The following is a 22,742-nucleotide window of genomic DNA, read 5'->3' on the forward strand; positions in this document are numbered from 1 at the left end:
GGTCCCCACATCGGAGACAACCCCTCAGAAACCGCCCCCTACCCCTCAGATGTGCAGGGAGTCCAGGTACGCCGTGCCGCGGGGGCTGAGCTCGTAGCCGACTTCGAGGCTGTGGGTGAGGCCGAGGTTCTTCAGCTTGCGGACGTCGAGCTTGAAGGGGGCGGTCTCGCGGCCGAGCTCGGTGGCGAGGTCGGCGGCCCGGGTGGCCGGCTTGGCCTGGATCAGGCGCAGCGTGGCGGTGGTCCAGGGGCCGTGGTGGCTGAGCGAGTCGAACTTCTCCAGGCGCGCGGTCAGGTCCTCGAGGTCCGCGGCGGTCAGCGTCGACTGGGCGGCGAGCTGCTCGCGGGGGTCGGGACCCTCGACCAGGTGGAACCTGATCAGGAACGTGGGCCAGTCCTCGTTGCCGCGCAGCCGGCGGCGCACGTCCTTCGCGTTGCGGCGGTCCGCGGCCGCGACGTCGTCGTCGTTGTCGGCGATCAGGTCCGGGTTGACCTCGCGGACGCTCTCGATCTCGATCCGGCCGGCGTTGGTGCGGTAGATCCGGCCTTCGACCACGCGTGCCTCGGCCCAGCGCCGGTACGCGGTGGTGATCCTGCCGTCCGCGACCCCGTCCCGATCCGATCCTGCGAACAGCATGGTTACCCTCCCAGCGCCTTCGCGACGATCGGGGCGAGGGCTCGCAGTGCCTTGCCCCGGTGGCTGATCGCGTCCTTCTCCTCGATCGACAGCTCCGCCGTGGTCCGGTCGTAGCCATCGGCGGCGAACAGGACGTCGTACCCGAAGCCGCCGGTACCGCGCAGCTCGCGGATGACGTGCCCGCGCATCTCGCCGATCACGATCTCGTCCTCGGCGTCCGGCCGCACGAACGCGACTGCCGCGATGAACGACGCCCCGCGCCGCTCGTCCGGCACGTCCTCCAACTGGCCGAGCAGCAGCACGTTGTTCGCGTGGTTGTCCTTGGCCGGCCCCGACCAGCGCGCGGACAGGACGCCGGGCATCCCGTTCAGCGCGTCGACGCAGATCCCGCTGTCGTCCGCGATCGACGGCAGGCCGGTCGCCGCCATCGCCGCGTGCGCCTTCAGCAGCGCGTTCCCCTCGAACGTCGGCTCGGTCTCGGCCGGCTCCTCGTACGGCGGTACGTCGCCCAGTCCGAGCACCTCGATCCCGGGCACGATCGGGGTCAGGATGCGACGCAGCTCCTCTAGCTTCTTCTTGTTGTTCGAGGCAAGCAAGACCCGCGTCACGCGAGCGCCTCCTGCTGCAGCTTGGTGAGCTCCGAGCATCCCGCCGTACCGAGCTCGAGCAGGCTGTCCAGCTCGGAGCGGTCGAACGGCGCGCCCTCGGCGGTGCCCTGCACCTCGATGAACCGGCCGTCGCCGGTCATCACCAGGTTCATGTCGGTCTCGGCCCGGACGTCCTCCTCGTAGCAGAGGTCGAGCATCGGGGCGCCGTCGATGATGCCGACGGAGACCGCGGACACCGAGCCGGTCAGCGGCTCGGACTTGAGCAGCTTGCGGTCGCGCAGGTACGAGACCGCGTCCGCGAGCGCGACGTACGCGCCGGTGATCGCGGCCGTCCGGGTGCCGCCGTCGGCCTGCAGCACGTCGCAGTCGAGCAGGATCGTGTTCTCACCCAGCGCCTTGTAGTCGATCACGGCCCGCAGCGAACGCCCGATCAACCGGGAGATCTCGTGCGTGCGGCCACCGATCCGGCCCTTGACCGACTCCCGGTCCGAGCGGGTGTTCGTCGACCGCGGCAGCATCGCGTACTCCGCGCTGACCCAGCCCAGCCCGGAGCCCTTCCGCCAGCGCGGCACGCCCTCGGTCACGCTCGCCGCGCACAGCACCCGGGTGCGGCCGAACTCGACCAGCACCGAGCCTTCCGCGTGGTCGAGCCACTTCCGGGTCAGCGTCACGGGCCGAAGCTGGTCGGGAGTACGTCCATCGATACGCGCCATGCCCCCGACCCTAGGGCATGACTGGCAGTTCCCTGCAGTCGCGAGCAGGTGCTCGGCGGAGTGCCTCGGTGTGCTGGAGGGGAGGGCTCGATGCGGATCCATCGTGACCTTCCCTCCAGTGCACCGAGGCGCCCGCCAAGTGCCGCGCAGCACGCAGGGAACTGCCAGTCATGCCCTATGCCTCCACGCGCTGCACCTCCGCATTGGTGGCGGGCTTGAGCTGGCTGACTGCCATCCGGGCTGCCCACGGGGTCAGGTCGCCGGCCCGGCGGCCGAGCCACGGCACGCCCTCGCGGACCATCCAGACCGCGTCCGCCCACCTGCTCGGCGGCCGGTAGGCGCAGTCCAGCTCCGGCGGTACGTCGATCTGCAGCCCACGCCGGGCGAGCTCGTCGGCGAACCCGCGGGCCAGCCGGCGGTGACCGCGTTCACCGGGGTGCAGCCGGTCGACGCTCCAGAAGTCCCGGCGATACACCTCCGGGTAGTCGGCCATGTCCAGCCGGATGCCGCCGAACCTCGCGTGCAGGTCGTCGTACGCGAGGTTGACCTGCTCGATCCGCTGCCACAGCGGCCGGCGCAGCCAGGCGGGCAGCCCGAACACCTGGCCGTGGTCGTGGAACCGGACGGTGAGCAGCAGCGCGCCGCGCCCGGTCAGCTGCTCGGCGCACAGGTACAGGCAGTCGCGGATCCGGCCGGGGTCGAAGGTGGAACGCAGGGTGTCGTTGACCCCGACGATCAGGGAGGCGAGGTCGATCGGGGCCTCGGTCGAGACCGCGTCGGGCAGTTGGTCGGTCGCGACGGCGGACGCGGTGGCGCCGCTGGTCGCGAAGTTGGAGAACGTCACACGGTGGGAGCTGGCCAGGGCGTCGGCGAGCAGCGAGGCCCAGCCCCGCCACCCTTCGCCCGGGCGCGCACCGGCACCGGCAAGGTCGGTCGTGCTACTGCCGTTCATCGGGTCCCCGACACCCACGGTGGTCGAGTCGCCCAGTGCCACGTAGTGGAGGCTCACATTCCGTCATGGTGACGTCACCGGTCGAGCCGCTGGTGTTGCCCGGATGACGACTGGGGCAATTCCAGCTGGAGGACGGGTGATTGAAGGACGGAACTGCTCGGAGTTAGGGTGCTGCAAACAACTATGTGCAGGAGTTGCCTGGTTATGACTGATCTTCGGTTCGGTGTGGTGGGCCTCGGCGCCCGCAGCCGCATCGCGCAGTACGCCCACCGTCCCGGCGAAGGGTCCGAGGTCGTGGCGCTCGCCGACCCGGCCGCCGCTCAGCGAGACGCCGCGCAGGCGCAGTACCCGGAAGCCACCACACACGCCGACCACACCGAGCTGCTCGACCAGAAGCTCGACGGGGTCTTCCTGACCACGCCGGACGACCTGCACGAGGACCCGGCGATCGACTTCCTCCGGGCCGGCGTCGCGGTGTTCGTGGAGAAGCCCCTGGCGATCACCACGTCCGGGTGCGACCGGGTGCTGCAGGCGGCCTACGAGAGCGGCTCCCGGCTGTACGTCGGCCACAACATGCGGCACATGCCCGTCGTCCTGACGATGCGCGACCTGATCCAGTCCGGTGCGATCGGCGAGGTGAAGGCGATCTGGTGCCGGCACTTCGTCGGCCACGGTGGCGACTTCTACTTCAAGGACTGGCATGCGGACCGGCGCCGCACCACCAGCCTGCTGCTGCAGAAGGGCGCCCACGACATCGACGTGATGCACTGGCTGGCCGGCGGCTACACGACCCGCGTCAACGCGATGGGCGCACTCACCCTGTACGGCGGGATCGAGGACCGGCTGGATCGGTCCGGGCAGCGGTTCGCGGACTTCGTGTCCGAGTCGAACTGGCCGCCGCTGTCGCAGCAGGGGATGGCGCCGGTGATGGACGTCGAGGACCTGTCGATGGCGAACCTGCTGCTGGACAACGGCGTCTACCTCACCTACCAGCAGTGCCACTACACGCCGGACTACTGGCGCAACTACACCGTGATCGGCACCGAGGGCCGGCTGGAGAACTTCGGCGACAGCCCGGGCGGCGTGGTGAAGGTGTGGAACAGCAAGCGGTCCGGGTACCGCGACGACGCCGACCTGGTCGTCGACATCCCGGACGCCGACGGCGGTCACGCCGGCGCGGACCCGCGGCTGGTCGACGAGTACATCCGGTTCGTCCGCGAGGGCGGCGCGACGCTCACGTCGCCGGTCGCGGCCCGCGCCGCGGTGGCCGCCGGGTACGCCGCGACCACGTCCCTGCGGGAGAACGGCACCCCGATCGACATCCCGGCCCTGGACCCGGCGCTGGTCTCGTACTTCGACAACGGCCAAAGTCGCTAGTACCATCGCATCTCGTGACCTGGTACGCCGCTATGCGAATGCTGAGCCCTCGATGCGGAGGACTCTAGCGGCGCACGCACTGATGCTTGCAGCGAGAGAGGCCCCCGACGCGTCGGGGGCCTCTCTCATTTCCTTCCGGCTGCAAACGTCACTTGGAGAATCGTGTACCCGATCACCTACATCACCGACTGTTCCGACGGGAACGCCCGGGCCCGGCTCAGCACCCGCATCGGCGCGCTCTTCGGCCAGACCCCGACCATCGTGGCCGCCGACGGCCCCGACCCGGAGGCCTTCGCGGCCCTGACCCTGCTGGACTGCCTGAGATCGACGCAGTCCCTGGGCGAGGACGGCCATCCGACCATCACCCTGCTCAACATCGCGCCCCGCGACGGCGCCTGGCCGAACGGCGTGCCGTTCTGCTACTTCTGGTTCGGTCAGCACCTGGTCGCGAGCACGTTCAACCCACGAGCCCTGGCCCTGGTACGGCGGGAACTCGACATCGACAAGGTGTTCGTCACGGACATCCGCGAGGTCCTCGCCGCGGCATCGTGGACGAACCTCACGCCTGCCGACGTGGACACCATCGCGGACACCCAGTTCCGCAGCCTCTGGTACCTGCCGCTGCTCGCCAAGTGGGTCGCCGACGACCGCCCGGTGGTCTCGACGGCAACCGTCGTACCCCTGACCCCGGACGAGCCGCCGACCGTGAGCGTCATCGACAACTTCGGCAACTGCAAACTCAACTGCCTCCCCGCCGAAGCCGGCTTCGCCCTGGGCGAAACCCTGCCCGTCACCCACCGCACCCTCACCGGCGACACCACCATCACCCACGTCACCTGCTACCCCCACCTCACCGCCGTCCCCCGCAACACCCCCGGCCTGATCCCCGGCAGCTCCGGCACCGGCTACCTGGAACTCGTCATCCGCAACGCCTCCGCTGCCACCCACTTCAACCTCCAACCCGGCGACGCACCCCTCCGCCCAGCAGAATCTGCTGGGTGAGCCTCTCGATCAGTTACGAGGAAGCCGTTCGCTACCGGTTGTGGGTGAATCGGCTGGTCGAGCGGTTGCCCGTTGGTGCTTATGTGGAGGCGGCTCGGTTCGGGTTGCAGGACACGGCTCCGCGGGATGCGTTGGTGGGGTTGTACGGGCGTGTGGAGGAGTGTGAGGCCGGGGCTTGGGAGGCTCCTGGGTTGATCCAGACCTACAGTCCGCGGTGGGCGGTGTACGTGTTGCCGGAGGTGGACTTCGGGGTGTTCACGATCGGGCGGTTGCCGCTGGATCCGGAGGAGCGGAAGGCGATCGAGGACAAGGCCGACCGGATCTGCCGGGACCTGGCGGGTGGTGAGCATCGCGGTGGGCGGGGGCCGGAGTTGCGGGGGTCGTGTGGGAGTGGGCGGCTGGCGCTTCGGTGGACGACGATTGCGCTGTACGTCCGGGAGGTTCCGCGACCCGAGATCGACTTCTGGGATGCGCATCTGGACCTGTGTCGGCGGCATGTGCAGGCGTTCGGCCCGACCACGGTCGAGGCGTTCGCCTGGTGGGCGGGGTTGTCGAAGCCGGACGCAGCCGCGGTGTGGCGAAGGCTGGCGGACGAGTTAACGCCGGTAGACCTCGAAGGCCGGCAGGGGTGGATTCGTACGGCGGACGGAGACGCGATGCGCTCCGCACCGGAGGTGACGGGCGTGAGGTTCCTCGCGGCACCGGATCTGCGCCTGTTCGGTCAGGACAAGCACGGGCTGTTCATCGCCCCGGGCCTGAAGCCGCGCATCCACCTCCACGACACGTTCCACCCGAACGGACTTTTGCTGAACGGCAAGCTCGTCGGGACCTGGGGCCGCCGGAAGGGCAACGTCGACGTCCGATCCATCAAGCTCTCCCCCGGCGACAGGGAAGCGATCGACGCCGAGGCGCTCGCCATGCCGATCCCCGGCGCGACCATGTCGGTTGCCATCACCGAGCTATAGCGGCAGCCCCGCCTGCAGGTGCTCGAAGGCCTGGTCCATCAACCGGAGGCTGTCCGGCAGGGACAGGTCAGGCGTCATCTCGTAGGTGGCCATCACGACTCCGACCACGGCACCGGCCCACGCGCGTACGGCGGGGTCGTCAGCCGGCCGTTGGACGCGTTCGGCGGCCAGCTCAGCGAGCAGGTCGATGGTGGCGTACAACTGGTCGAGCATCCGGGCACGAAGTTCCGGGGCGCCGAGGACGAGCCGCTGCCGCTCCGTCTCGAGTTGCCACTCTTCGTCGGACAGCCCGGCCACGCCGTCCCGGAGCGTCGCGCGCAACGCCTCGGTCGGGTTCAGGCCGGCCGGCTGGGACCGGAACAGGTCGATCATCACCGGGTCGAGCCGGTCGAAGACGACGGTGTCCTCCTTGGTCGGGAAGTACCGGAAGAACGTAGCCGGCGACACCTCGGCGGCGGCCGCGATCTCCTGCACCGTCGTCTCGGCGTACCCCTGCTCCCGGAACAGCCGCAGCGCGTGCTCCTGAATGGCCGCCCGGGTCTTCGCCTTCTTCCGCTCGCGCAACCCGGCCGGCTTGTCCGTCGTCATGAACCGATTGTGGCAACTTCTTCCGGCGCGTTCTCGGCGGACACGGGCCGGCGTGGGAGAAAGGCCAGGGCGAGGACGAGTCCGGCGAAGGCGACCGCGCAGCACGTCCAGAGGGTTGCGGTCATGCCATGCATGAAGGCATCGCGGGCCGACTCGGCCAAGGCCGGCAGGTTCGCCTGGGCTGCGACGGCCACGGCTCCGGATGCGCTGTCGCGAGCCGCGTGCGCCACGTCAGCAGGCAGTCCGGAGACGTCCAGCCGGTCCCGGTACGCAGAGTTGAGCACCGTCCCGAGGATCGCGACCCCGATCGTCCCGCCGACCTGACGCAACGCCTGGATCAGCGCCGAACCCGAGCCGCTGCGTTCGACCGTCAGCGCGCCGATCGCCAGCTCCATCACCGGCGGCAACGTGAACCCGATGCTGAGCCCGACCAGGCTGACCCAGATCGCCGTGTAGCCGTAGTTGACGTTGCCCAAGGCCCCCATCGCCAGCCCGGCGAGCATCAGGACGAAGCCGACGGAGACGGCCACCCGCGCCCCGGCCGCGACGACGAGCCGTTCGGCGATCTTCGCTCCGACCAGCAGGCCGCCGATGATCGGCAGCAACCGCAGCCCGGTCGACAACGCATCCGCACCCTGCACGGCCTGGAAGAGCTGCGGCAGCACGAACAGCAAGCCCATCAAGGCGAACGACGCCAACGTCGCAAGCACCGTCCCCCACATGAACCGCGGCGACCTGAACAACGCAAGGTCGACCAGCGGATCTGTCGCCCGCACCTGCCACGCCCCGAACGCCGCCAGCAACCCCACCCCGAGCGCGATGCACCCAAGCGTCACGATCGAGCCCCAACCACGTTCCCCGGCCGTGATGAACCCGTAGGTGAGCGCCACCAGACCTGCCCCCGACAGCAGAATCCCGAGTACGTCGATCCGTCCCGAACGATGACCGCGGGTCGCCGGGATCAGCACGGCCACCGCGACCAGGCCGACCGCGACGAGCGGCAGGTTGATCAGGAACACCGAGCCCCAGCGGTAATTGTCCAGCAGCCAACCGCCGAGCACCGGCCCGAGCGGGATGCCGAGCGAGTTCGCCATCACCCAGATCGTCATCGCCCGCGCCCGCTCCTCCGGCGCGAACAGCACGTTCAGCAGCGACATCGACAGCGGGATCAGGAACGCCGCCCCGACCCCGAGCGCCGCCCGAGCCGCGATCAACTGCTCGGGCGACGACGAGAACGCACACGCGGCCGACGCGGCGCCGAACATCACCAGCGCGAAGATCAGCAGCCGCTTCTGCCCGAACCGGTCCCCCAGCAACCCCGCCGGCAGCAACAGCGCCGCGAGCACCAGCGTGTACGCGTTCGCGAACCATTGCAGCTGACTTGTCGACGCCCCGAGCTCGGTCGCAAGCGTCGGCAACGCCACGTTCAGCACGGTCAGATCCAGCCCGACCACCAGCAGACTGACCGACATCGCCCCCAGCGCCCACCACCGGCGCGGATCTGTATCCATGACATACCCCTTCTGAGATCAACTCTAATTTGAGAGTAGATCTCAGAATCCAGATTTGTCCAGCGCCCGGCGTCAGATCTCGAAAACGGCGTGCGGGGTGGCGAGGTCGACCGAGCCGGGGTAGGTCTTGCGGGCGTTCTCGGCCTGGGTCTCGCGGTCGTACCAGGGTGGGACGTGGGTGATGACGAGGCGTTTGACGCCGGCCTTCTTGGCCTGTTCGCCGGCGTCGGCGGGGGTGAGGTGCAGGTCGGTCGGGTTGCGCGGGTTGTTGTCCTGCAGGGCGGCCTCGGACAGCAGCAGGTCGGCGCCGCGGGCGAGCTCGATCAGCGCCTCGTTCGGCCCGGTGTCGCCGGTGTAGACGAGCGATTTGTTGCCGTGCTCAACACGGATCGCGTACGCCGGCACCGGGTGCACCATCGACGCGGTGCGCACCGTGAACGGGCCGATCTGCTGAACGTCCTTCCAGCTGTGGAATTCCAGTTCCTCCTCCATCCCCGGGTCGAGCGGCAGGTCGTACGCGAGCGCCATCCGGTACGCCGTACCGGGTGGGCCGTAGACCGGGATCCGCGGGATCGGGGAGCCTGGCGCGTACTTGGCCGAGACGTACAGGCCGCACAGGTCCATGCAGTGGTCAGGATGCAGGTGGGACAGGCCGATGGCGCCGATCTCCGGGACGGCGAGGTGCCGCTGGAGCGAGCCGAGCGCGCCACTGCCGAGGTCCAGGATCAGGTTGAACCCGTCGGCGGTGACCAGATAGCTCGAGGCGGCCGAGTCCGGCCCGGGGACGGACCCGGAGCAGCCGAGCACGGTGAGCTTCATAGCTTGAACATTACCGGCGGGTTGCCTGCTTCGCAGGGAAGCCGGTGGCGTCACCGAAGAGCCGATCCAGCTGCCTGGCAATGATTTCGCGCACATCCACGCTCGATCCGGTGCCGTGGACAACATCCAGTGCGAGACCCGTCACACCCGCGAGAACGAACCGGGACGATCGAGCGCTGGTACGACGAGGTGCCGGCGCGGGGTCAGCGGATCCAGGCGAACTGGTCGACGCCGGACAGGACCGGGCCGAGGAAGCGGGAGCCGATCGCGGCGAACTCGGCCGGGCTACCGGTGGTGACGAACCGGTGCCGCGGCTCGGGCAGGTTGTCCGGGCGGAGCAGGCCGGTCTTGGTCAGCACGCCGTACACGTCCTTGGCGCACTCCTCCGCGCTGCTGACCAGGGTGACGTTGTCACCCATCACGTAGGAGATGACGCCGGTCAGCAACGGGTAGTGCGTGCAGCCGAGGATCAGGGTGTCGACGCCGGCCTCGACCAGCGGGTCGAGGTACTCGTGGGCCGCCTCGAGGAGCTCCGGGCCGGACGTCACGCCGGACTCGACGAAGTCGACGAACTGCGGGCAGGCCCTGGTGAACAGCTCGACCTGCGGCGCCGCGGCGAAACCGTCCTCGTAGGCCAGCGAGGCCGCGGTCGCGCGGGTGCAGATCACGCCGACGCGCTGGTTCCGGGTCGCGGCGACGGCGCGGCGGGCGGCGGGCAGGATCACTTCCACGACCGGTACGTCGTACCGCTCGCGGGCGTCGCGGAGCATCGCCGCACTGGCCGAGTTGCAGGCGATCACGAGCATCTTCACGCCGGCCTCGACGAGGTGGTCGAGACACTCCAGCGCGTACTCACGCACCTCGGCGATCGGCTTCGGGCCGTACGGCTGCCGCGCGGTGTCGCCCAGGTAGAGGATCGGCTCGTGCGGCAACTGGTCGAGCACCGCCCTCGCGACCGTGAGTCCCCCGAAGCCTGAGTCGAAGATCCCCACCGGTGCGTCAGCCACGCCGGAAAGCTTAACCGGCGGCCGCGGGCCGGCCGGCCACACCTCTGGACAAACCCGGGATCGGGCAGTTCTGAAGCGAGCCTTACCTAACGTGATCAACCGACACGCCGGACTTATCCACATCTTTACTCTCCGGAGTTGCCTTTTCGCGTGATGCGCGCCACTCTGGAGCGATGTTTGTACGACCGCCCTTCGTGATGCCATGAATCTGGCGCACCACATCGTGGTGGCGCTGAGCACCACCGCCGCACCGAATCCGCAACCGGAGAACGCCACGGCCGCTGGGCAGGCCGCCGGTCAGGCTGCGGAGACCAACAGCACCATGGCGGATGTCCTGGCGACTCTCGGGCCGACCGGGACGATGCTGGTGCTGGCCATGGCGGCGTTCGCTCTGTACGTCGTCTCGCTGTCGCTGCACCCGAACGCCAAGTGCCACCGTTGCAAAGGCGCCGGGCGGCACCACGGCAGCATCTTCAGCTACGCACAGCGCCCCTGCACCAGCTGCAAGGGCCGCGGCGTTCATCCCCGGATCGGACGCAGGATCCTCTTCAAGCAACCGTAGGCCGCAGATGACCTGAGTATCCATCAGGTGCCCAAGGCAACAATAAGGCACCGGCACCGGGACGGGCTCCTCCGCCGGCCCACCCGGTGACTACCGACCCCCAGCCCCGGCCGACCGGGTCCGGAGGACGGCCCCGCCACGGTCCGCGGCCTGGATCCTGGACAGGTAGCGCCTGGGAATCAGGCCCAGAGCTGGCCTTCGAGGCGGTCTTCGGCCTCGTCGATGGTGCCTTCGTAGGCGCCGGTGGACAGGTACTTCCAGCCGCCGTCGGCGACCACGAACGCGATGTCCGCGGACTCGCCCTCGCGCACGCACTTGGCCGCCTGGCCGAGCGCGGCGTGCAGGATCGCGCCGGTCGAGATGCCGGCGAAGATGCCTTCGTTGTCGAGCAGCTCCCGGACCCGGCGGACGGCGTCCCGCGGGCCGACCGAGAACCGGGCGTCGATGAGCGTCTCGTCGTACAGCTCGGGGACGAAGCCCTCGTCGAGGTTGCGCAGCCCGTAGACGAGTTCGCCGTACCGCGGCTCGGCGGCGACGATCCGCACCTCGGGCTTGTGCTCGCGGAAGAACCGGCCCGCGCCCATCAGCGTTCCGGTGGTGCCGAGGCCGGCCACGAAGTGCGTCACCGACGGCAGGTCGGCGAGGATCTCGCGCGCGGTGCCGTCGTAGTGCGCGGCCGCGTTCGACGGGTTGCCGTACTGGTAGAGCATCACCCAGTCCGGGTGCTCCTCGGCGACCTGCTTGGCCACCCGGACCGCCTCGTTCGAGCCGCCCGCGGCCGGGGAGGAGATGATCTCGACCCCCCACATCCGCAGGATCTGCCGGCGCTCCTCGGAGGTGTTCTCCGGCATCACGCAGACCATCCGGTAGCCACGCAGCTTGGCCGCCATCGCCAGCGAGATCCCGGTGTTGCCCGAGGTCGGCTCCAGGATCGTGTTGCCGGGCCGGAGCCGGCCTTCCTTCTCGGCGTCCAGCAGCATCCGCAGCGCGGCCCGGTCCTTGATCGAGCCGGTCGGATTGTGGTCCTCCAGCTTGGCCCACAGCCGGACGTCGGCCGAGGGCGACAGCTTGGGCAGCCCGACCAGCGGCGTGCCCCCGACCGAGTCGAGCAGGCTGTCGAAGCGCATGATCAGCCGCCGGCCACCGCGGGCAGCACGACGACGACGTCGCCGTCCTTGACACCGGTCTGCAGGCCGCCGGTGAAGCGGACGTCCTCGTCGTTCACGTACACGTTCACGAACCGGCGCAGCTCCTCCGGCTGACCCTCGACAATGCGCTCCTTCAGGCCCGGGTGGGTGCCCTCCAGGTTGTCGATCAGCTCGGCCAGGGTGGCGCCGTCGCCGTTCACCGCCTTCTCACCGCCGGTGTAGGTGCGCAGAATCGTCGGGACGCGCAGTTCGATCGCCATCTCTATTTCTCTCCTTCGGTCTCTTCATAGGAACCAACCACGCGGACTTCTTCTTCCACGACCTCGCCGTCGATGATCCGGTACGACCGGAACTCGACCGGGCCGTCGTACGCCGGGGACTCCGCACCGTCCCGGGTCGACACCAGCACGTAGTGGGCGCCGGGCTCCTGGGCCAGGTTGATGTCCGTGCGGGACGGGTAAGCCTCGGTCGCGGTGTGCGAGTGGTAGATCACCACGGGTTCCTCGTCGCGCTCGTCCATCTCCTTGTACAGGCGGAGCAGATCGCCGGAGTCGAACTCGTAGAACGTCGGCGACATCGCCGCGTTGAGCATCGGAATGAACCGCACCGCCCGCCCGGACCCCACCGGCCCCGCAACCACCCCACACGCCTCGTCGGGATGATCCCGCCGCGCATGCGCAACGATCGCGTCGTACGTCGCACGCTCTATGATCAGCACGAGACCACGGTAAAGGGGCCGCCGGACCGGGCCTGCCAACCCGGCGGTCGGTCCACTATGCGGACTACCAGCGGTTGTGGATTTGGGGGCGGATGAGGGTGTCGTAGGTGTCGCGGACGGCCGTCAACTGGTCGGGGGTGAGTGGGGGGAGGGTGGCGGCGGTGAGGTTGGCGGCTGCTTGGGTGGGGTTGCGGGCGCCGGGGATGACCACGGTGACGCCGGGCTGGTCGAGGATCCAGCGGAGGGCGAACTGGGCCATGGTGGTGCCGGCGGGGAGCCAGGGCATCAGGCGGCGGACGGCCTCCAGGCCGGTGCCGAAGTCGACGCCGGAGAAGGTCTCGCCGACGTCGAACGCCTCGCCGTGCCGGTTGTACGTGCGGTGGTCGTCCGCGCCGAACACCGTGTTCTCGTCGTACTTCCCGGACAGCAGCCCGCTGGCCAGCGGGACCCGGGCGATGATGCCGACACCCGCCTCCTGCGCGGCCGGCAGGACCTCGTCGAGCGGCTTGAGCCGGAAGGCGTTCAGGATGATCTGGACCGACGCGACGTTCGGCCGGGCGATCGCGGTCAGCGCCTCCGCGCAGGTCTCGACGCTCACGCCGTACGACGCGATCCGGCCCTCGTCCACCAGGGTGTCGAGCGCGTCGAAGACCGCGTCGTTCGAGTACACCGGCGTCGGCGGGCAGTGCAGCTGGACCAGGTCGATCGTGTCGACACCGAGGTTCTCCCGGGACCGGTCGTTCCAGGCGCGGAACGCCTCCAGGTTGTACGCCGACGGCACCTGCTCGACCCGCCGCCCCATCTTGGTCGCCACGGTGAGGCCGCCAGACCCGTTGAGCGCTGTCGACTTGATGACCTGACCGACCAGCCGCTCGCTGCGTCCGTCGCCGTACACGTCCGCCGTGTCGATGAACGTGACCCCGCCCTCGATGGCGGTCCGCAGTACGGCGAGCGCGTCGCTCTCGTCGACCGACCCCCAGTCGGCCCCGAGCTGCCAGGCGCCGAGCCCGACGACACCCACATCACGACCCGTACGACCAAGCCTGCGCGTCTCCATGGGGCCAACCCTAGGGAGTGACCTCGACCCGCACCTCGGGACCCTCCGCCAACGCGAGCTCCACCGCCAGCGTCTCCCCCATGATCAACTCGCGATGCACCTCGACCGCGGCGACCACCTCGGCCGGCGCCGTCACCGAGAACCGCACCCGATCCGTCACCTCCAGACCGGCGTCCCGCCGCGCCTGCTGGAGCGACCGGATCACGTCACGCGCCACCCCCTCGGCTTCCAGCTCAGGCGTCAGACCAGTGTCCAGTACGACGAAGGCGCCGCCGGCCAGCAGTCCACTCGCAGCCCCGCCCTCGGCCAGCGTGGTCTCCAGCGTGTACTCGCCCTCCGCCAACTCGATGCCACCGGCAACCACAACACCATCGGCGGAGACCGACCAGTCACCTGACTTGGAAGCCTTGATCACCGACTGCACGTCCCGCCCGAGCCGCGGGCCGGCCGCCCGTGCGTTGACCGTCAGCCGCTGCGACACCGGCGCATCCGCCGCATCCGCGGACGTCAGCACGACCTCACGCACGTTGACCTCAGCGCTGATGATCGGAGCCAGTGCCTGCAGTTCCTCGGCGTCGGCAGCCGCGACGGTGAGCCGCTGCAGCGGTTGCCGGGCCCGAATCCCGGCCGTCTTGCGGATCGACGATGCAACCGAGCAGATCTCCCGAACCCGGTCCATCCGCGCGACCAGGCCGGCGTCCTCCGGCAGGTCGGAAGCCGTCGGCCAGTCGGTCAGGTGGACGGACCGCTCCCCGGTCAGACCGCGCCACACCTCCTCGGACACCAGCGGCAGCAGCGGCGCCGCGGTCCGGCAGACCACCTCGAGCGCCGTGTAGAGCGTGTCGATCGCCTCCGCCGAGCCGGCCCAGAACCGGTCCCGGGAGCGCCGGATGTACCAGTTCGTCAGCACCTCGAGGTAGTCGTTCACCGCGTCGCAGGCGGACGCGATGTCGTAGCGGTCGAGCCGGTCCTGGACGTCGCCGACGAAGATCCGCAGGCGGGCGAGCAGGTACCGGTCCAGCAGGTCGGTCGACGCGGTCGACCAGGATCCCGACGCGCCCGCTGCGTTCGCGTACAGCGCGAAGAAGTACCACGCGTTCCACAGCGGGATCAGCACCTGCCGGACGCCGTCCCGGATGCCCTGCTCGGTGACGACCAGGTTGCCGCCGCGCAGGATCGGGCTGGACATCAGGAACCACCGCATAGCGTCCGCGCCGTCCCGGTCGAACACCTCGGTCACGTCCGGGTAGTTGCGCAGCGACTTGCTCATCTTCTGCCCGTCGTTGCCGAGCACGATCCCGTGGCTCAGGCAGGACGAGAACGCGGGCCGGTCGAACAACGCGGTCGACAGCACGTGCAGCGTGTAGAACCAGCCGCGCGTCTGGCCGATGTACTCGACGATGAAGTCGCCGGGGAAGTGGTGCTCGAACCACGTCGTGTTCTCGAACGGGTAGTGCACCTGCGCGAAACTCATCGATCCCGAGTCGAACCACACGTCCAGCACGTCGGGCACCCGGCGCATCGTGGACCGCCCGGTCGGGTCGTCCGGATTCGGTCTGGTCAGCTGGTCGACGTACGGGCGATGCAGATCGGTGACCGGCACCCCGAAGTCCAGCTCGAGCTCCTCGATCGACCCGTACACGTCGATCCGCGGGTACGACGGATCGTCCGACCGCCACACCGGGATCGGCGAGCCCCAGAACCGGTTCCGGCTGATCGACCAGTCCCGCGCGTTCGACAGCCACTTGCCGAACTGCCCGTGCTTCACGTGCTCCGGGACCCAGGTGATCTGCTCGTTCAGCTCGACCATCCGGTCCCGGACCCGGGTCACCTCGACGAACCAGCTCGACACCGCCTTGTAGATCAGCGGGTTCCGGCACCGCCAGCAGTGCGGGTAGCTGTGCACGTAGCTGTCCTCGCGGACGAGCGCGCCGGACGCCCGCAGGTCCCGGATGATCGGCCGGTTCGCCTCGAAGACATGCAACCCCTGGTACGGCGGGACGACGCCGGTGAACCGCGCTCCGTCGTCCACGGTCAGCACGGTCGGGATCCCGACCGCTTCACAGGCGGTCTGGTCCTCCTCGCCGTACGCGGGAGCCATGTGCACGACGCCCGTGCCCTCGTCGGTGGTGACGTGCTCGGCGGCGATGATCTGGAACGCGTTGGCGGTGCCGGCCAGGAAGTCGAACAGCGGGGTGTAGCGGCGGCCGATCAGCTCCGACCCCTTGAGCCGGCGGAGCACCTCGCCTCCGAGGCCGGCGAAGTCGCCGTGCGCACCGGCGTACGCCGCCAGCCGCGCCTCGGCCAGGATCACCGGACGACCCTCGGCATCGTTCACGACGACGTAGTCGAGGTCCGGGCCGACGGCCATCGCCAGGTTGCTCGGCAGGGTCCACGGGGTGGTCGTCCAGGCGAGCAGCCGCTCGCCAGTCTCCAACTCGACCGCGACCGTGATCGAGGGGTCCTGGCGCGGCTGGTAGACGTCGTCGTCCATCCGCAGCTCGTGGTTGGACAGCGGGGTCTCGTCGTTCCAGCAGTAAGGAAGGACCCGCAGTCCCTCGTACACCAGGCCCTTGTCGTAGAGCGTCTTGAACGCCCAGATCACCGACTCCATGTAGTCGCGGTTGAGCGTCTTGTAGTCGTTGTCGAAGTCGACCCAGCGGGCCTGCCGGGTGACGTAGCTGCGCCACTCACCGGTGTACTTGAGCACCGAGGCGCGGCAGGCCTCGTTGAACTTCTCGATCCCGAGCTCGAGGATGTCCGCCTTCGTCTTCAGCCCGAGCACCCGCTGCGCCTCCAGCTCGGCCGGCAGCCCATGCGTGTCCCACCCGAACCGCCGCTCGACCCGCCGTCCCCGCATCGTCTGGTACCGCGGCACGACATCCTTCACGTACCCGGTCAGCAGATGTCCGTAGTGCGGCAACCCGTTGGCAAACGGCGGCCCGTCGTAGAAGACGAACTCGTTACTCCCGTCCTGCCCCGCCTCCCGCCCGTCCACCGACGCCTGAAACGTCCCGTCCCGCTCCCAGTACTCGAGCACCCCAAGCTCAACCCCCGGAAAGTCCGGAACCCCACCCAGCCGCCCACCAGTCCTCGGATAACTCACCCGCCGATCGTAAGCGCGACACCAACCGACCGCCCCCGCGGACGGATAACCCCGCGCGTCACGCCTTCTCCCCTGACACACGCCAGGAGGAGGCACAACACCAGTGGATATCCACCCCTCCTGATGGGGTGGACTCAGGGTCTGCCTGGTGGTGCCGACGGACAGGAGGTCCCCGCCCTGGCGGCCAGCGCTCAGGCAGGAACCAGATGCCACCTGACCGAGCAGACTCCCCTACGTCCTGTCGGCAGGTCTCATCCGCAGCAACCACACCCGCCTTCGCCCACCTGGCTGGAGCGTAATCCCGGCCTGCGACGCGCCGAACGAGCAGCCGCCGCCGGAGGCGGTGTCCTTTCGCGGGCTTCAGCGAATGTTGTGGAGTAAGGCTGACTGGAGGTAGCCGAGCCAGTCGTAGAGGTCGTAGGTGAGGCGGCGGGGGTCGTCGTCGGGGAGTTTCTCCCAGGTGGCGTAGTCGTCTTCTTCTTTGATGTCCAGGCGGGTGCCGATCGCCAGCCGGAGATCGTTGAGAGCTCGCAGCCAGGACAGCTGCTCGTCGGGCTCGAGGGCGATCTCGTCGGCGCCGGACTCCTCCAGGGCGGACAGCACCCGCTTGGCGTCGGTGATCTTGCCGTCGCGCAGCCCGCGCTCGGTGAACCGGCGGAACTCCGCCGACGCCATGTCGTCCTCGGAGTACGCGTCCGGCAGCAGCCGCTGCAGTACGACGTCCTCCGGCGGCGACGTCGGCCCGTCACTGTCGAGCAGCGCGGCGAGCGGGTCCGACGACTCGGTGGCGCGCGGCGGCATCCCGTCGTACAGGAGCTCGACCAGGTTGCGGAGCAGGTTCGCCAGGATGTCCGCCTCGTGCTCGGCGAAACTGACGACGACGGTCTTGCGGCGCTTGCGGAACCGTGTCACGACTTCTCGCAGGTGGCCCACAGGCCGTAGGAGTGCATGGCTTCGACGTCGCGTTCCATCGCCTCTCGGTTCCCGTTCGACACCGCCGACTTGCCCTCCTGGTGGACCTGCAGCATCAGCTTCTCCGCCTTGTGCTTGGAGTAGCCGAAGTAGGTCTGGAACACGAAGGTGACGTAGTCCATCAGGTTGACCGGGTCGTTCCAGACGATCGTCACCCACGGCGGGCTCAGCTCGATCGCCTCGTCGACCTCGGGGCTCTCGAGTTCGCTGGGTGCGGTGCTCACCGGTCCATTCTCTCCATCATCGGTTCGTCGTTCGCAATAGGCTGCCCTTGTGACGCACTCGACCGCGCTGCTGACAGACCACTACGAGCTCACCATGCTGCAGGCCAGCCTGGCCGACGGCACGGCGCATCGCCGATCGGTCTTCGAGCTGTTCGCCCGCCGGCTCCCGGACGGCCGCCGGTACGGCGTGGTGGCCGGCGTGAACCGGTTGCTCGACGCGCTCGACCGGTTCCGCTTCGACGAGCAGTCGATCGCGTTCCTGGCCGATCGGGGTGTCGTGGACCAGGCTACCCGCGACTGGCTCGCGGACTACCGGTTCACCGGCGACATCTCCGGTTACGCCGACGGCGAGATCTACTTCCCGGGCTCCCCGGTGCTGGTGGTGGAGTCCAGCTTCGCCGAGGCGGTGCTCCTGGAAACCGTTTTCTTGTCCATCCTGAACCACGACTCCGCGGTCGCCTCGGCGGCGTCCCGGATGACCTGGTGGGCCGGCGGCCGGCCCTGTATCGAGATGGGCTCGCGCCGGACGCACGAGGAGGCCGCGGTCGCCGCCGCGCTGGCGGCGTACATCGGCGGCTTCACCGCCACCTCGAACCTGGAGGCCGCCCGCCGGTTCGGCATCCCCAGCACCGGTACGGCGGCGCACTCGTTCACCCTGCTGCACGACAAGGAGCGGGAGGCGTTCACCTCCCAGGTCGATGCCCTCGGCAAGGGAACGACGCTGCTCGTGGACACCTACGACGTGGCCGAGGCGGTCCGGACCGCGATCGACATCACCGGGCCCGAGCTGGGCGCGGTCCGGCTGGACTCCGGCGACCTGCCGTCGCTGGCCGGCCAGGTCCGTGAGCAGCTTGACTCGCTCGGCGCGACCAAGACCCGGATCATCGTCACCAGCGACCTGGACGAGTTCCAGATCGCCGCCCTGGCGCCGGCGCCGGTCGACGGGTACGGCGTGGGGACCGCGCTGGTCACGGGGAGCGGCCACCCGACCAGCGGGTTCGTCTACAAGCTGGTCGCCCGCGAGGACGCCGACGGCACGCTGCTCCCGGTGGCGAAGAAGAGTCCGGACAAGATCTCGATCGGCGGCCGGAAGTGGGCGTTGCGCCGGCGCACGGCCGCCGGGGTCGCCGAGGTCGAGCTGATCGTCGTCGGCGAGCCGCCGGCGGACGACGGCGACGACCGCGAGCTGCTGAAGGTCCTGGTCGAGGGCGGCAAGATCGTCGGCCGCACCACGCCCGAGGAGTCCCAGGCGCACCACCTGAAGGTCCGCGACGAGCTCCCGCGCTACGCCAGCCAGCTGAGCCGCGGCGAGGCCGCCATCCCGACCGAGTACGTCGGCGACTACGACGCCCGGAATCCGTTCCTCTCGCGGAGCCACATGTGAGCACTGAACCCCAGGCATGGCCCGCCGACGCGCCGGCCAGTGAGGCGGACGTGCTGGTCGCGATGCGGTTCGCGGACCGCGCGGCCCGCAAGGCGGTCGCCGAGGAGCTGGCCGGCACCGGCCTGCACACCGGGCAGGAGCTCGTGCTGGCCAAGCTCCTGCACCACGGCTCGCTGCCGGTCGCCAAGCTGGCCAAGGTGCTCGACGTCGAGGTGCCGACCGCGACCAAGACCACCCAGCGGATGGAGACCGCCGGTTTGGTACGCCGGGTGAAGAACTCGACCGACGCCCGTCAGGTCAGCATCGAGCTCACCGACCGCGGCGCCGAGCTGGCCAAGACCGTCCAGAAGATCTACGACCGGGCCGGCCGCCGCGCCCTCGCCGCGCTCAGCCCCGAGGACCGTCGCCTGCTCCGCAACCTGCTGTGGACCATCACGACAACCCTCGAGCCGATGGATCAGGCTTGAGCGGGTAAATAGGTGTCCAGGTAAGGGTTGCGGAACTTGCCGTTCGGGTCGTACTTCGCGGCCAGGTCGATGAAGTCGGCGACCTTCGGGTAGCACGAGCGCAGGTACGCCGCGTCGGCCGCGAAGACCTTCCCCCAGTGCGGCCGGGCGCCGAGCGGGTTGAGCGCCTCCTCGAGCGCGAGCACGACCGGGCGTACGGCGGCCTCGTCCTGGATCCAGGTGAAGTGCAGGGCGACCGTGTCACGGCCCTGGCTCGGGCTCAGCCACAGCTCGTCGGCGGCGATCGTGCGTACCTCGGACACCTGGATGACCGGCGCCAGCTGGTTGCCCAGGGCTCGCAAGACCTCGAAGGACTCGGCGGCCTTGGCCCGCGGCACGAAGTACTCGGACTGCAGCTCGTCGCCGTTGCTCGGGGTGAACTCGAGCCGGAAGTGCGGCAGCCGCTCGTTCCACGGCCCCGGCACACCGCCCTGCTGGGTGGCGTAGTCGGCCGGCATCGTCTTGATCGGGTGCCGGGCTCCGTCGGCGACGTGCGCACCGAGCCAGTCGGGTTCGATCGGCGCACCCGCGCGCTGCTTGCGCCAGACCATCACGTCCGGGTCGACCCAGTCGGTGAACGCGCTGACGCTGTACGCGCTGCCCATCACCTCGGCGAAGTCGGATCCGAGCCGATCGACCGGCAATCCGTCGTACACGACCTGGCTGATCTCGTACGACGGTTGCACGTCGAGCGTCAGGCTCACCGTCACCCCGAGCGCGCCGACCGAGATGATCGAGCCGGCGAAGTCGGCGTCGCCGCGGGTCAGCGTGACCAACTCGCCGGACGCGTCGACGAACGTGATCGCGTTGACCGCGTCCGCCAGCGGGCCGTTGGTGTCACCGGAGCCGTGCGTCCCGGTCGAGCAGGCGCCGGCGACCGAGATGTGCGGCAGCGAGCCGAGGTTGTGCAGGGCGAGTCCGCGCGACTGCAGGGCCGCGGTGATCTCGCCGTACCGCAGCCCGGCTGCGACGGTCACGCCGCCGTCGCCCACCTCGATCACCTTCGGCAGGTCCGCGACGGTGACCAGCGTGCCGGTGCTGTCGGCGATCCGGTTGAACGAATGCCCGGTGCCGAGCACGCGCACCTTCTCGTTCCGGGCGACGAGCTCCTGCAGCTCGGGCACCGACGCCGGCCGCTCGAGCGGACTCTCGAAGCTGATGTTCCCGGCCCAGTTGGTCAGCTGTGTCATCGATGGCCCCTTCTCTCCGGCCCGACTCTCGCACATCCGCCCACGCCCGGGCAGGACGGTCTTATCCCTTGGAGTACGGCGAAAGGTTTCGGGCGGCGGGGAGCAGTTCGAACGCGTCGGCACCACCCTGGTCGGGCGCGACTCCACCTGACGGACAGCGTGGTTGGATGGCTCCCGATGATCATCTGTTTCGGGGCGGCCGGGTTCTGGTTCCTGGTGTTCTGCCTGAGTTTCTGGCGGGACCGGCGGTTGTTCCGGAACGGGATCTTCCTGGTGCTGACGCTGATGTTCGCCGGGCTCGGCGTGATCTTCGCGCTGGACGCGGTCTCGGACACCGCCGCCCGGCTGCTCGTGGTCGCGATCCTGGCCGCCATCCCGGTGACGATCGCCGTCCTCGCGGTGTTCCTGGTGGTCAACGGCATCACGATGCTGCGCCGCGAGGGCCGTCGCCCGGCCAACCTGCTCTCCCTCGCCGCGGGGCTCGGCATCATCGGCCTGGTCGTCTTCGGCATCGCCGTCCAGCAGCTCGGCTGGGAACCACTCGCCGCGGTCCGCTCGGTCCTGATCGGCGTCCTGACCTACATCTCGTTCCTGTTCGTCTGCTTCCTTGCCTACGCCTTCGTCTACAGCCGGGTCCGCTCGTCCCGGAAGGTCGATTTCATCATCGTCCTCGGCTCCGGCCTGCGCGGTTCCCGGGTCCCGCCGCTGCTCGCGAGCCGGCTGGACCGCGCGAAGCAGGTGTACGACCGGGCGCTGCGCAAGGGCCGCTCACCGGTGATCATCACCTCCGGCGGTCAGGGCCCGGACGAGGACATCCCCGAGTCGCACGCGATGGCGTCGTACCTGATCGAGCGCGGTGTCCCGGCCGACCGGGTGCTGCGGGAGGACAAGTCGACCAGCACCTGGGAGAACCTGACCTTCAGCCGTGAACTGATGGTCGCCCGGAAGCCGAAGTACCGCTGCCTGATCGTGACGAACAACTTCCACGCCTTCCGCGCCGCCCTCACCGCCCGCCGGGCGAAGGTCAACGGCCAGGTCGTCGGCTCCCCGACCGCCACCTACTACTGGCCGACGGCAACCATCCGCGAGTTCGTCGCCATCCTCTACACCCACCGCTACCTGAACGGCGCCATCTGCCTGCTGATCGCGGCCGCCGCGATCACCCAGCACCTCTAGCGGATCAGGACCAGAGCTCGAACGGCTCGTCGATCTCCTCACCGGCCAGGAACCCGGTCAGTAGGCCCGGCAGGTTCCGGGGGTAGAACAGCTCCTCGCTGGCCACGACCTCGGCGATCGGCCACCACCGGAAGCCGAAGTAGTCCTCTTTCTCGTCGTCGAACCGCCCGGACTCGTCGATGTCCGGCCCCGGTCCGCTGAGCCGCACCTGGCACACCACCTCGTGCTGCAGGTGCCGGGCCGCCCGATGCCGGAAGGCCGCCGTACGGCGCCAGGTCGGTGTCCCCACCTGGTCGGCCGTGGCAACGATTCCCGTTTCCTCCTGCAACTCGCGCAACGCCGTGTCCACCACGGTCTCCCCCGGATCGATGCCGCCACCGGGGAGCTCCCACCAGACCCCCAGCTCCGGGGCGCCGAACTCGCGGGTGTGGAAGAGCAGGATCCGGTCCTGGTCGTCGCGGACGACGAGCCGGACCACGTCCCGCTCGACGATGGGCAGGTCGTTCGGTAGTGCCGTCATC

General features: G+C 69.3%; 24 protein-coding genes. 7 read left to right on the top strand and 17 right to left on the bottom strand.

Going from position 1 to position 22,742, the window contains the following annotated elements; all coding sequences use genetic code 11:
• Positions 1 to 45 precede the first annotated feature (45 nt).
• From ACIBGM_RS08140 to ACIBGM_RS08155, 4 genes are all read right to left on the bottom strand, one after another.
• The gene (locus ACIBGM_RS08140) at positions 46 to 636 is read right to left on the bottom strand and encodes a hypothetical protein (RefSeq protein ID WP_396384879.1); all 591 of its coding nucleotides are present in this window, start codon (positions 634 to 636) and stop codon (positions 46 to 48) included.
• 2 nt (positions 637 to 638) lie between these two features.
• A complete protein-coding gene (gene rdgB / locus ACIBGM_RS08145; protein ID WP_360529010.1) occupies positions 639 to 1,244 on the bottom strand; it encodes an RdgB/HAM1 family non-canonical purine NTP pyrophosphatase in 606 nt (201 codons plus the stop codon).
• Positions 1,241 to 1,957 (bottom strand): ribonuclease PH, encoded by a 717-nt coding sequence (gene rph, locus ACIBGM_RS08150; protein WP_360529007.1) that lies wholly within the window; start codon positions 1,955 to 1,957, stop codon positions 1,241 to 1,243. Before rph ends, rdgB begins: the two co-directional genes overlap by 4 nt.
• A gap of 175 nt (positions 1,958 to 2,132) precedes the next feature.
• Positions 2,133 to 2,966, bottom strand: coding sequence for an SGNH/GDSL hydrolase family protein (locus ACIBGM_RS08155; protein WP_360529004.1), 834 nt, complete (start codon positions 2,964 to 2,966; stop codon positions 2,133 to 2,135).
• Positions 2,967 to 3,113: 147 nt separating this feature from the next.
• Between ACIBGM_RS08155 and ACIBGM_RS08160 the strand changes: the two genes are divergently transcribed.
• The 3 genes from ACIBGM_RS08160 (at position 3,114) to ACIBGM_RS08170 (ending at position 6,253) form a co-directional block, all read left to right on the top strand.
• The gene (locus ACIBGM_RS08160; RefSeq protein WP_360529001.1) at positions 3,114 to 4,286 is read left to right on the top strand and encodes a Gfo/Idh/MocA family oxidoreductase; all 1,173 of its coding nucleotides are present in this window, start codon (positions 3,114 to 3,116) and stop codon (positions 4,284 to 4,286) included.
• A gap of 162 nt (positions 4,287 to 4,448) precedes the next feature.
• Positions 4,449 to 5,288 (top strand): SAM hydroxide adenosyltransferase, encoded by an 840-nt coding sequence (locus ACIBGM_RS08165; protein ID WP_396384880.1) that lies wholly within the window; start codon positions 4,449 to 4,451, stop codon positions 5,286 to 5,288.
• The gene (locus tag ACIBGM_RS08170; RefSeq protein ID WP_396384881.1) at positions 5,285 to 6,253 is read left to right on the top strand and encodes a DNA glycosylase AlkZ-like family protein; all 969 of its coding nucleotides are present in this window, start codon (positions 5,285 to 5,287) and stop codon (positions 6,251 to 6,253) included. The genes ACIBGM_RS08165 and ACIBGM_RS08170 overlap by 4 nt, the downstream gene beginning before the upstream one ends.
• On the opposite strand, the gene ACIBGM_RS08175 is transcribed toward ACIBGM_RS08170, so the two are convergent.
• The 4 genes from ACIBGM_RS08175 to murI form a co-directional block, all read right to left on the bottom strand.
• Positions 6,248 to 6,841 (bottom strand): TetR family transcriptional regulator, encoded by a 594-nt coding sequence (locus tag ACIBGM_RS08175; RefSeq protein ID WP_396384882.1) that lies wholly within the window; start codon positions 6,839 to 6,841, stop codon positions 6,248 to 6,250. The genes ACIBGM_RS08170 and ACIBGM_RS08175 overlap by 6 nt on opposite strands.
• Positions 6,838 to 8,352 carry a DHA2 family efflux MFS transporter permease subunit gene (locus ACIBGM_RS08180; RefSeq protein WP_396384883.1) on the bottom strand — a complete coding sequence of 505 codons (1,515 nt, stop codon included), beginning with the start codon at positions 8,350 to 8,352 and terminating at the stop codon, positions 6,838 to 6,840. The genes ACIBGM_RS08175 and ACIBGM_RS08180 overlap by 4 nt, the downstream gene beginning before the upstream one ends.
• A gap of 72 nt (positions 8,353 to 8,424) precedes the next feature.
• Complete coding sequence (locus ACIBGM_RS08185) at positions 8,425 to 9,171, bottom strand: MBL fold metallo-hydrolase (RefSeq protein WP_396384884.1); 747 nt, start codon at positions 9,169 to 9,171, stop codon at positions 8,425 to 8,427.
• A 203-nt stretch (positions 9,172 to 9,374) separates the two neighbouring features.
• On the bottom strand, positions 9,375 to 10,178 hold the full coding sequence (gene murI, locus ACIBGM_RS08190) for a glutamate racemase (protein WP_360528983.1): 804 nt from the start codon (positions 10,176 to 10,178) through the stop codon (positions 9,375 to 9,377).
• A 202-nt stretch (positions 10,179 to 10,380) separates the two neighbouring features.
• On the opposite strand from murI, the gene ACIBGM_RS08195 reads away from it, so the two are divergent.
• A complete protein-coding gene (locus ACIBGM_RS08195; RefSeq protein WP_396384885.1) occupies positions 10,381 to 10,740 on the top strand; it encodes a hypothetical protein in 360 nt (119 codons plus the stop codon).
• 179 nt (positions 10,741 to 10,919) lie between these two features.
• Here the strand turns inward: ACIBGM_RS08195 and ACIBGM_RS08200 are convergent, their stop codons facing one another.
• The 7 genes from ACIBGM_RS08200 to clpS form a co-directional block, all read right to left on the bottom strand.
• Entirely contained in the window at positions 10,920 to 11,870 is a 951-nt protein-coding gene (locus ACIBGM_RS08200; protein ID WP_396384918.1) for a PLP-dependent cysteine synthase family protein, read from the bottom strand.
• Positions 11,870 to 12,148: a MoaD/ThiS family protein gene (locus tag ACIBGM_RS08205; RefSeq protein WP_360528977.1), complete on the bottom strand. Its 279-nt coding sequence runs from the start codon at positions 12,146 to 12,148 to the stop codon at positions 11,870 to 11,872. Before ACIBGM_RS08205 ends, ACIBGM_RS08200 begins: the two co-directional genes overlap by 1 nt.
• 2 nt (positions 12,149 to 12,150) lie before the next feature.
• A complete protein-coding gene (locus ACIBGM_RS08210) occupies positions 12,151 to 12,606 on the bottom strand; it encodes a Mov34/MPN/PAD-1 family protein (protein WP_396384886.1) in 456 nt (151 codons plus the stop codon).
• Between the two features lie 64 nt (positions 12,607 to 12,670).
• Positions 12,671 to 13,663 carry an aldo/keto reductase gene (locus ACIBGM_RS08215; protein WP_396384887.1) on the bottom strand — a complete coding sequence of 331 codons (993 nt, stop codon included), beginning with the start codon at positions 13,661 to 13,663 and terminating at the stop codon, positions 12,671 to 12,673.
• Between the two features lie 10 nt (positions 13,664 to 13,673).
• A complete protein-coding gene (ileS, locus tag ACIBGM_RS08220; RefSeq protein ID WP_396384888.1) occupies positions 13,674 to 16,769 on the bottom strand; it encodes an isoleucine--tRNA ligase in 3,096 nt (1,031 codons plus the stop codon).
• Positions 16,770 to 17,129: 360 nt separating this feature from the next.
• On the bottom strand, positions 17,130 to 17,681 hold the full coding sequence (locus tag ACIBGM_RS08225) for a DUF2017 domain-containing protein (RefSeq protein WP_360528962.1): 552 nt from the start codon (positions 17,679 to 17,681) through the stop codon (positions 17,130 to 17,132).
• The gene (gene clpS, locus ACIBGM_RS08230; RefSeq protein ID WP_131361796.1) at positions 17,678 to 17,965 is read right to left on the bottom strand and encodes an ATP-dependent Clp protease adapter ClpS; all 288 of its coding nucleotides are present in this window, start codon (positions 17,963 to 17,965) and stop codon (positions 17,678 to 17,680) included. The genes ACIBGM_RS08225 and clpS overlap by 4 nt, the downstream gene beginning before the upstream one ends.
• A 94-nt stretch (positions 17,966 to 18,059) precedes the next feature.
• Here clpS and ACIBGM_RS08235 point away from each other — a divergent pair, with 94 nt between their 5' ends.
• Positions 18,060 to 19,349, top strand: coding sequence for a nicotinate phosphoribosyltransferase (locus tag ACIBGM_RS08235; RefSeq protein ID WP_396384919.1), 1,290 nt, complete (start codon positions 18,060 to 18,062; stop codon positions 19,347 to 19,349).
• Complete coding sequence (locus tag ACIBGM_RS08240) at positions 19,346 to 19,816, top strand: MarR family winged helix-turn-helix transcriptional regulator (RefSeq protein ID WP_396384889.1); 471 nt, start codon at positions 19,346 to 19,348, stop codon at positions 19,814 to 19,816. Before ACIBGM_RS08235 ends, ACIBGM_RS08240 begins: the two co-directional genes overlap by 4 nt.
• On the opposite strand, the gene ACIBGM_RS08245 is transcribed toward ACIBGM_RS08240, so the two are convergent.
• Entirely contained in the window at positions 19,807 to 21,045 is a 1,239-nt protein-coding gene (locus tag ACIBGM_RS08245) for a D-arabinono-1,4-lactone oxidase (protein WP_396384890.1), read from the bottom strand. The two genes, ACIBGM_RS08240 and ACIBGM_RS08245, sit on opposite strands and share 10 nt — an antisense overlap.
• Before the next feature lie 177 nt (positions 21,046 to 21,222).
• On the opposite strand from ACIBGM_RS08245, the gene ACIBGM_RS08250 reads away from it, so the two are divergent.
• Positions 21,223 to 22,221, top strand: a complete 999-nt coding sequence (locus ACIBGM_RS08250) for an ElyC/SanA/YdcF family protein (protein WP_360528950.1) — start codon at positions 21,223 to 21,225, stop codon at positions 22,219 to 22,221.
• A 4-nt stretch (positions 22,222 to 22,225) separates the two neighbouring features.
• Here the strand turns inward: ACIBGM_RS08250 and ACIBGM_RS08255 are convergent, their stop codons facing one another.
• On the bottom strand, positions 22,226 to 22,741 hold the full coding sequence (locus ACIBGM_RS08255; protein ID WP_396384891.1) for an NUDIX hydrolase: 516 nt from the start codon (positions 22,739 to 22,741) through the stop codon (positions 22,226 to 22,228).
• Position 22,742: the final 1 nt, after the last annotated feature.

It is taken from the genome of Kribbella sp. NPDC050470, from assembly GCF_044458365.1.
GTDB lineage: Bacteria > Actinomycetota > Actinomycetes > Propionibacteriales > Kribbellaceae > Kribbella.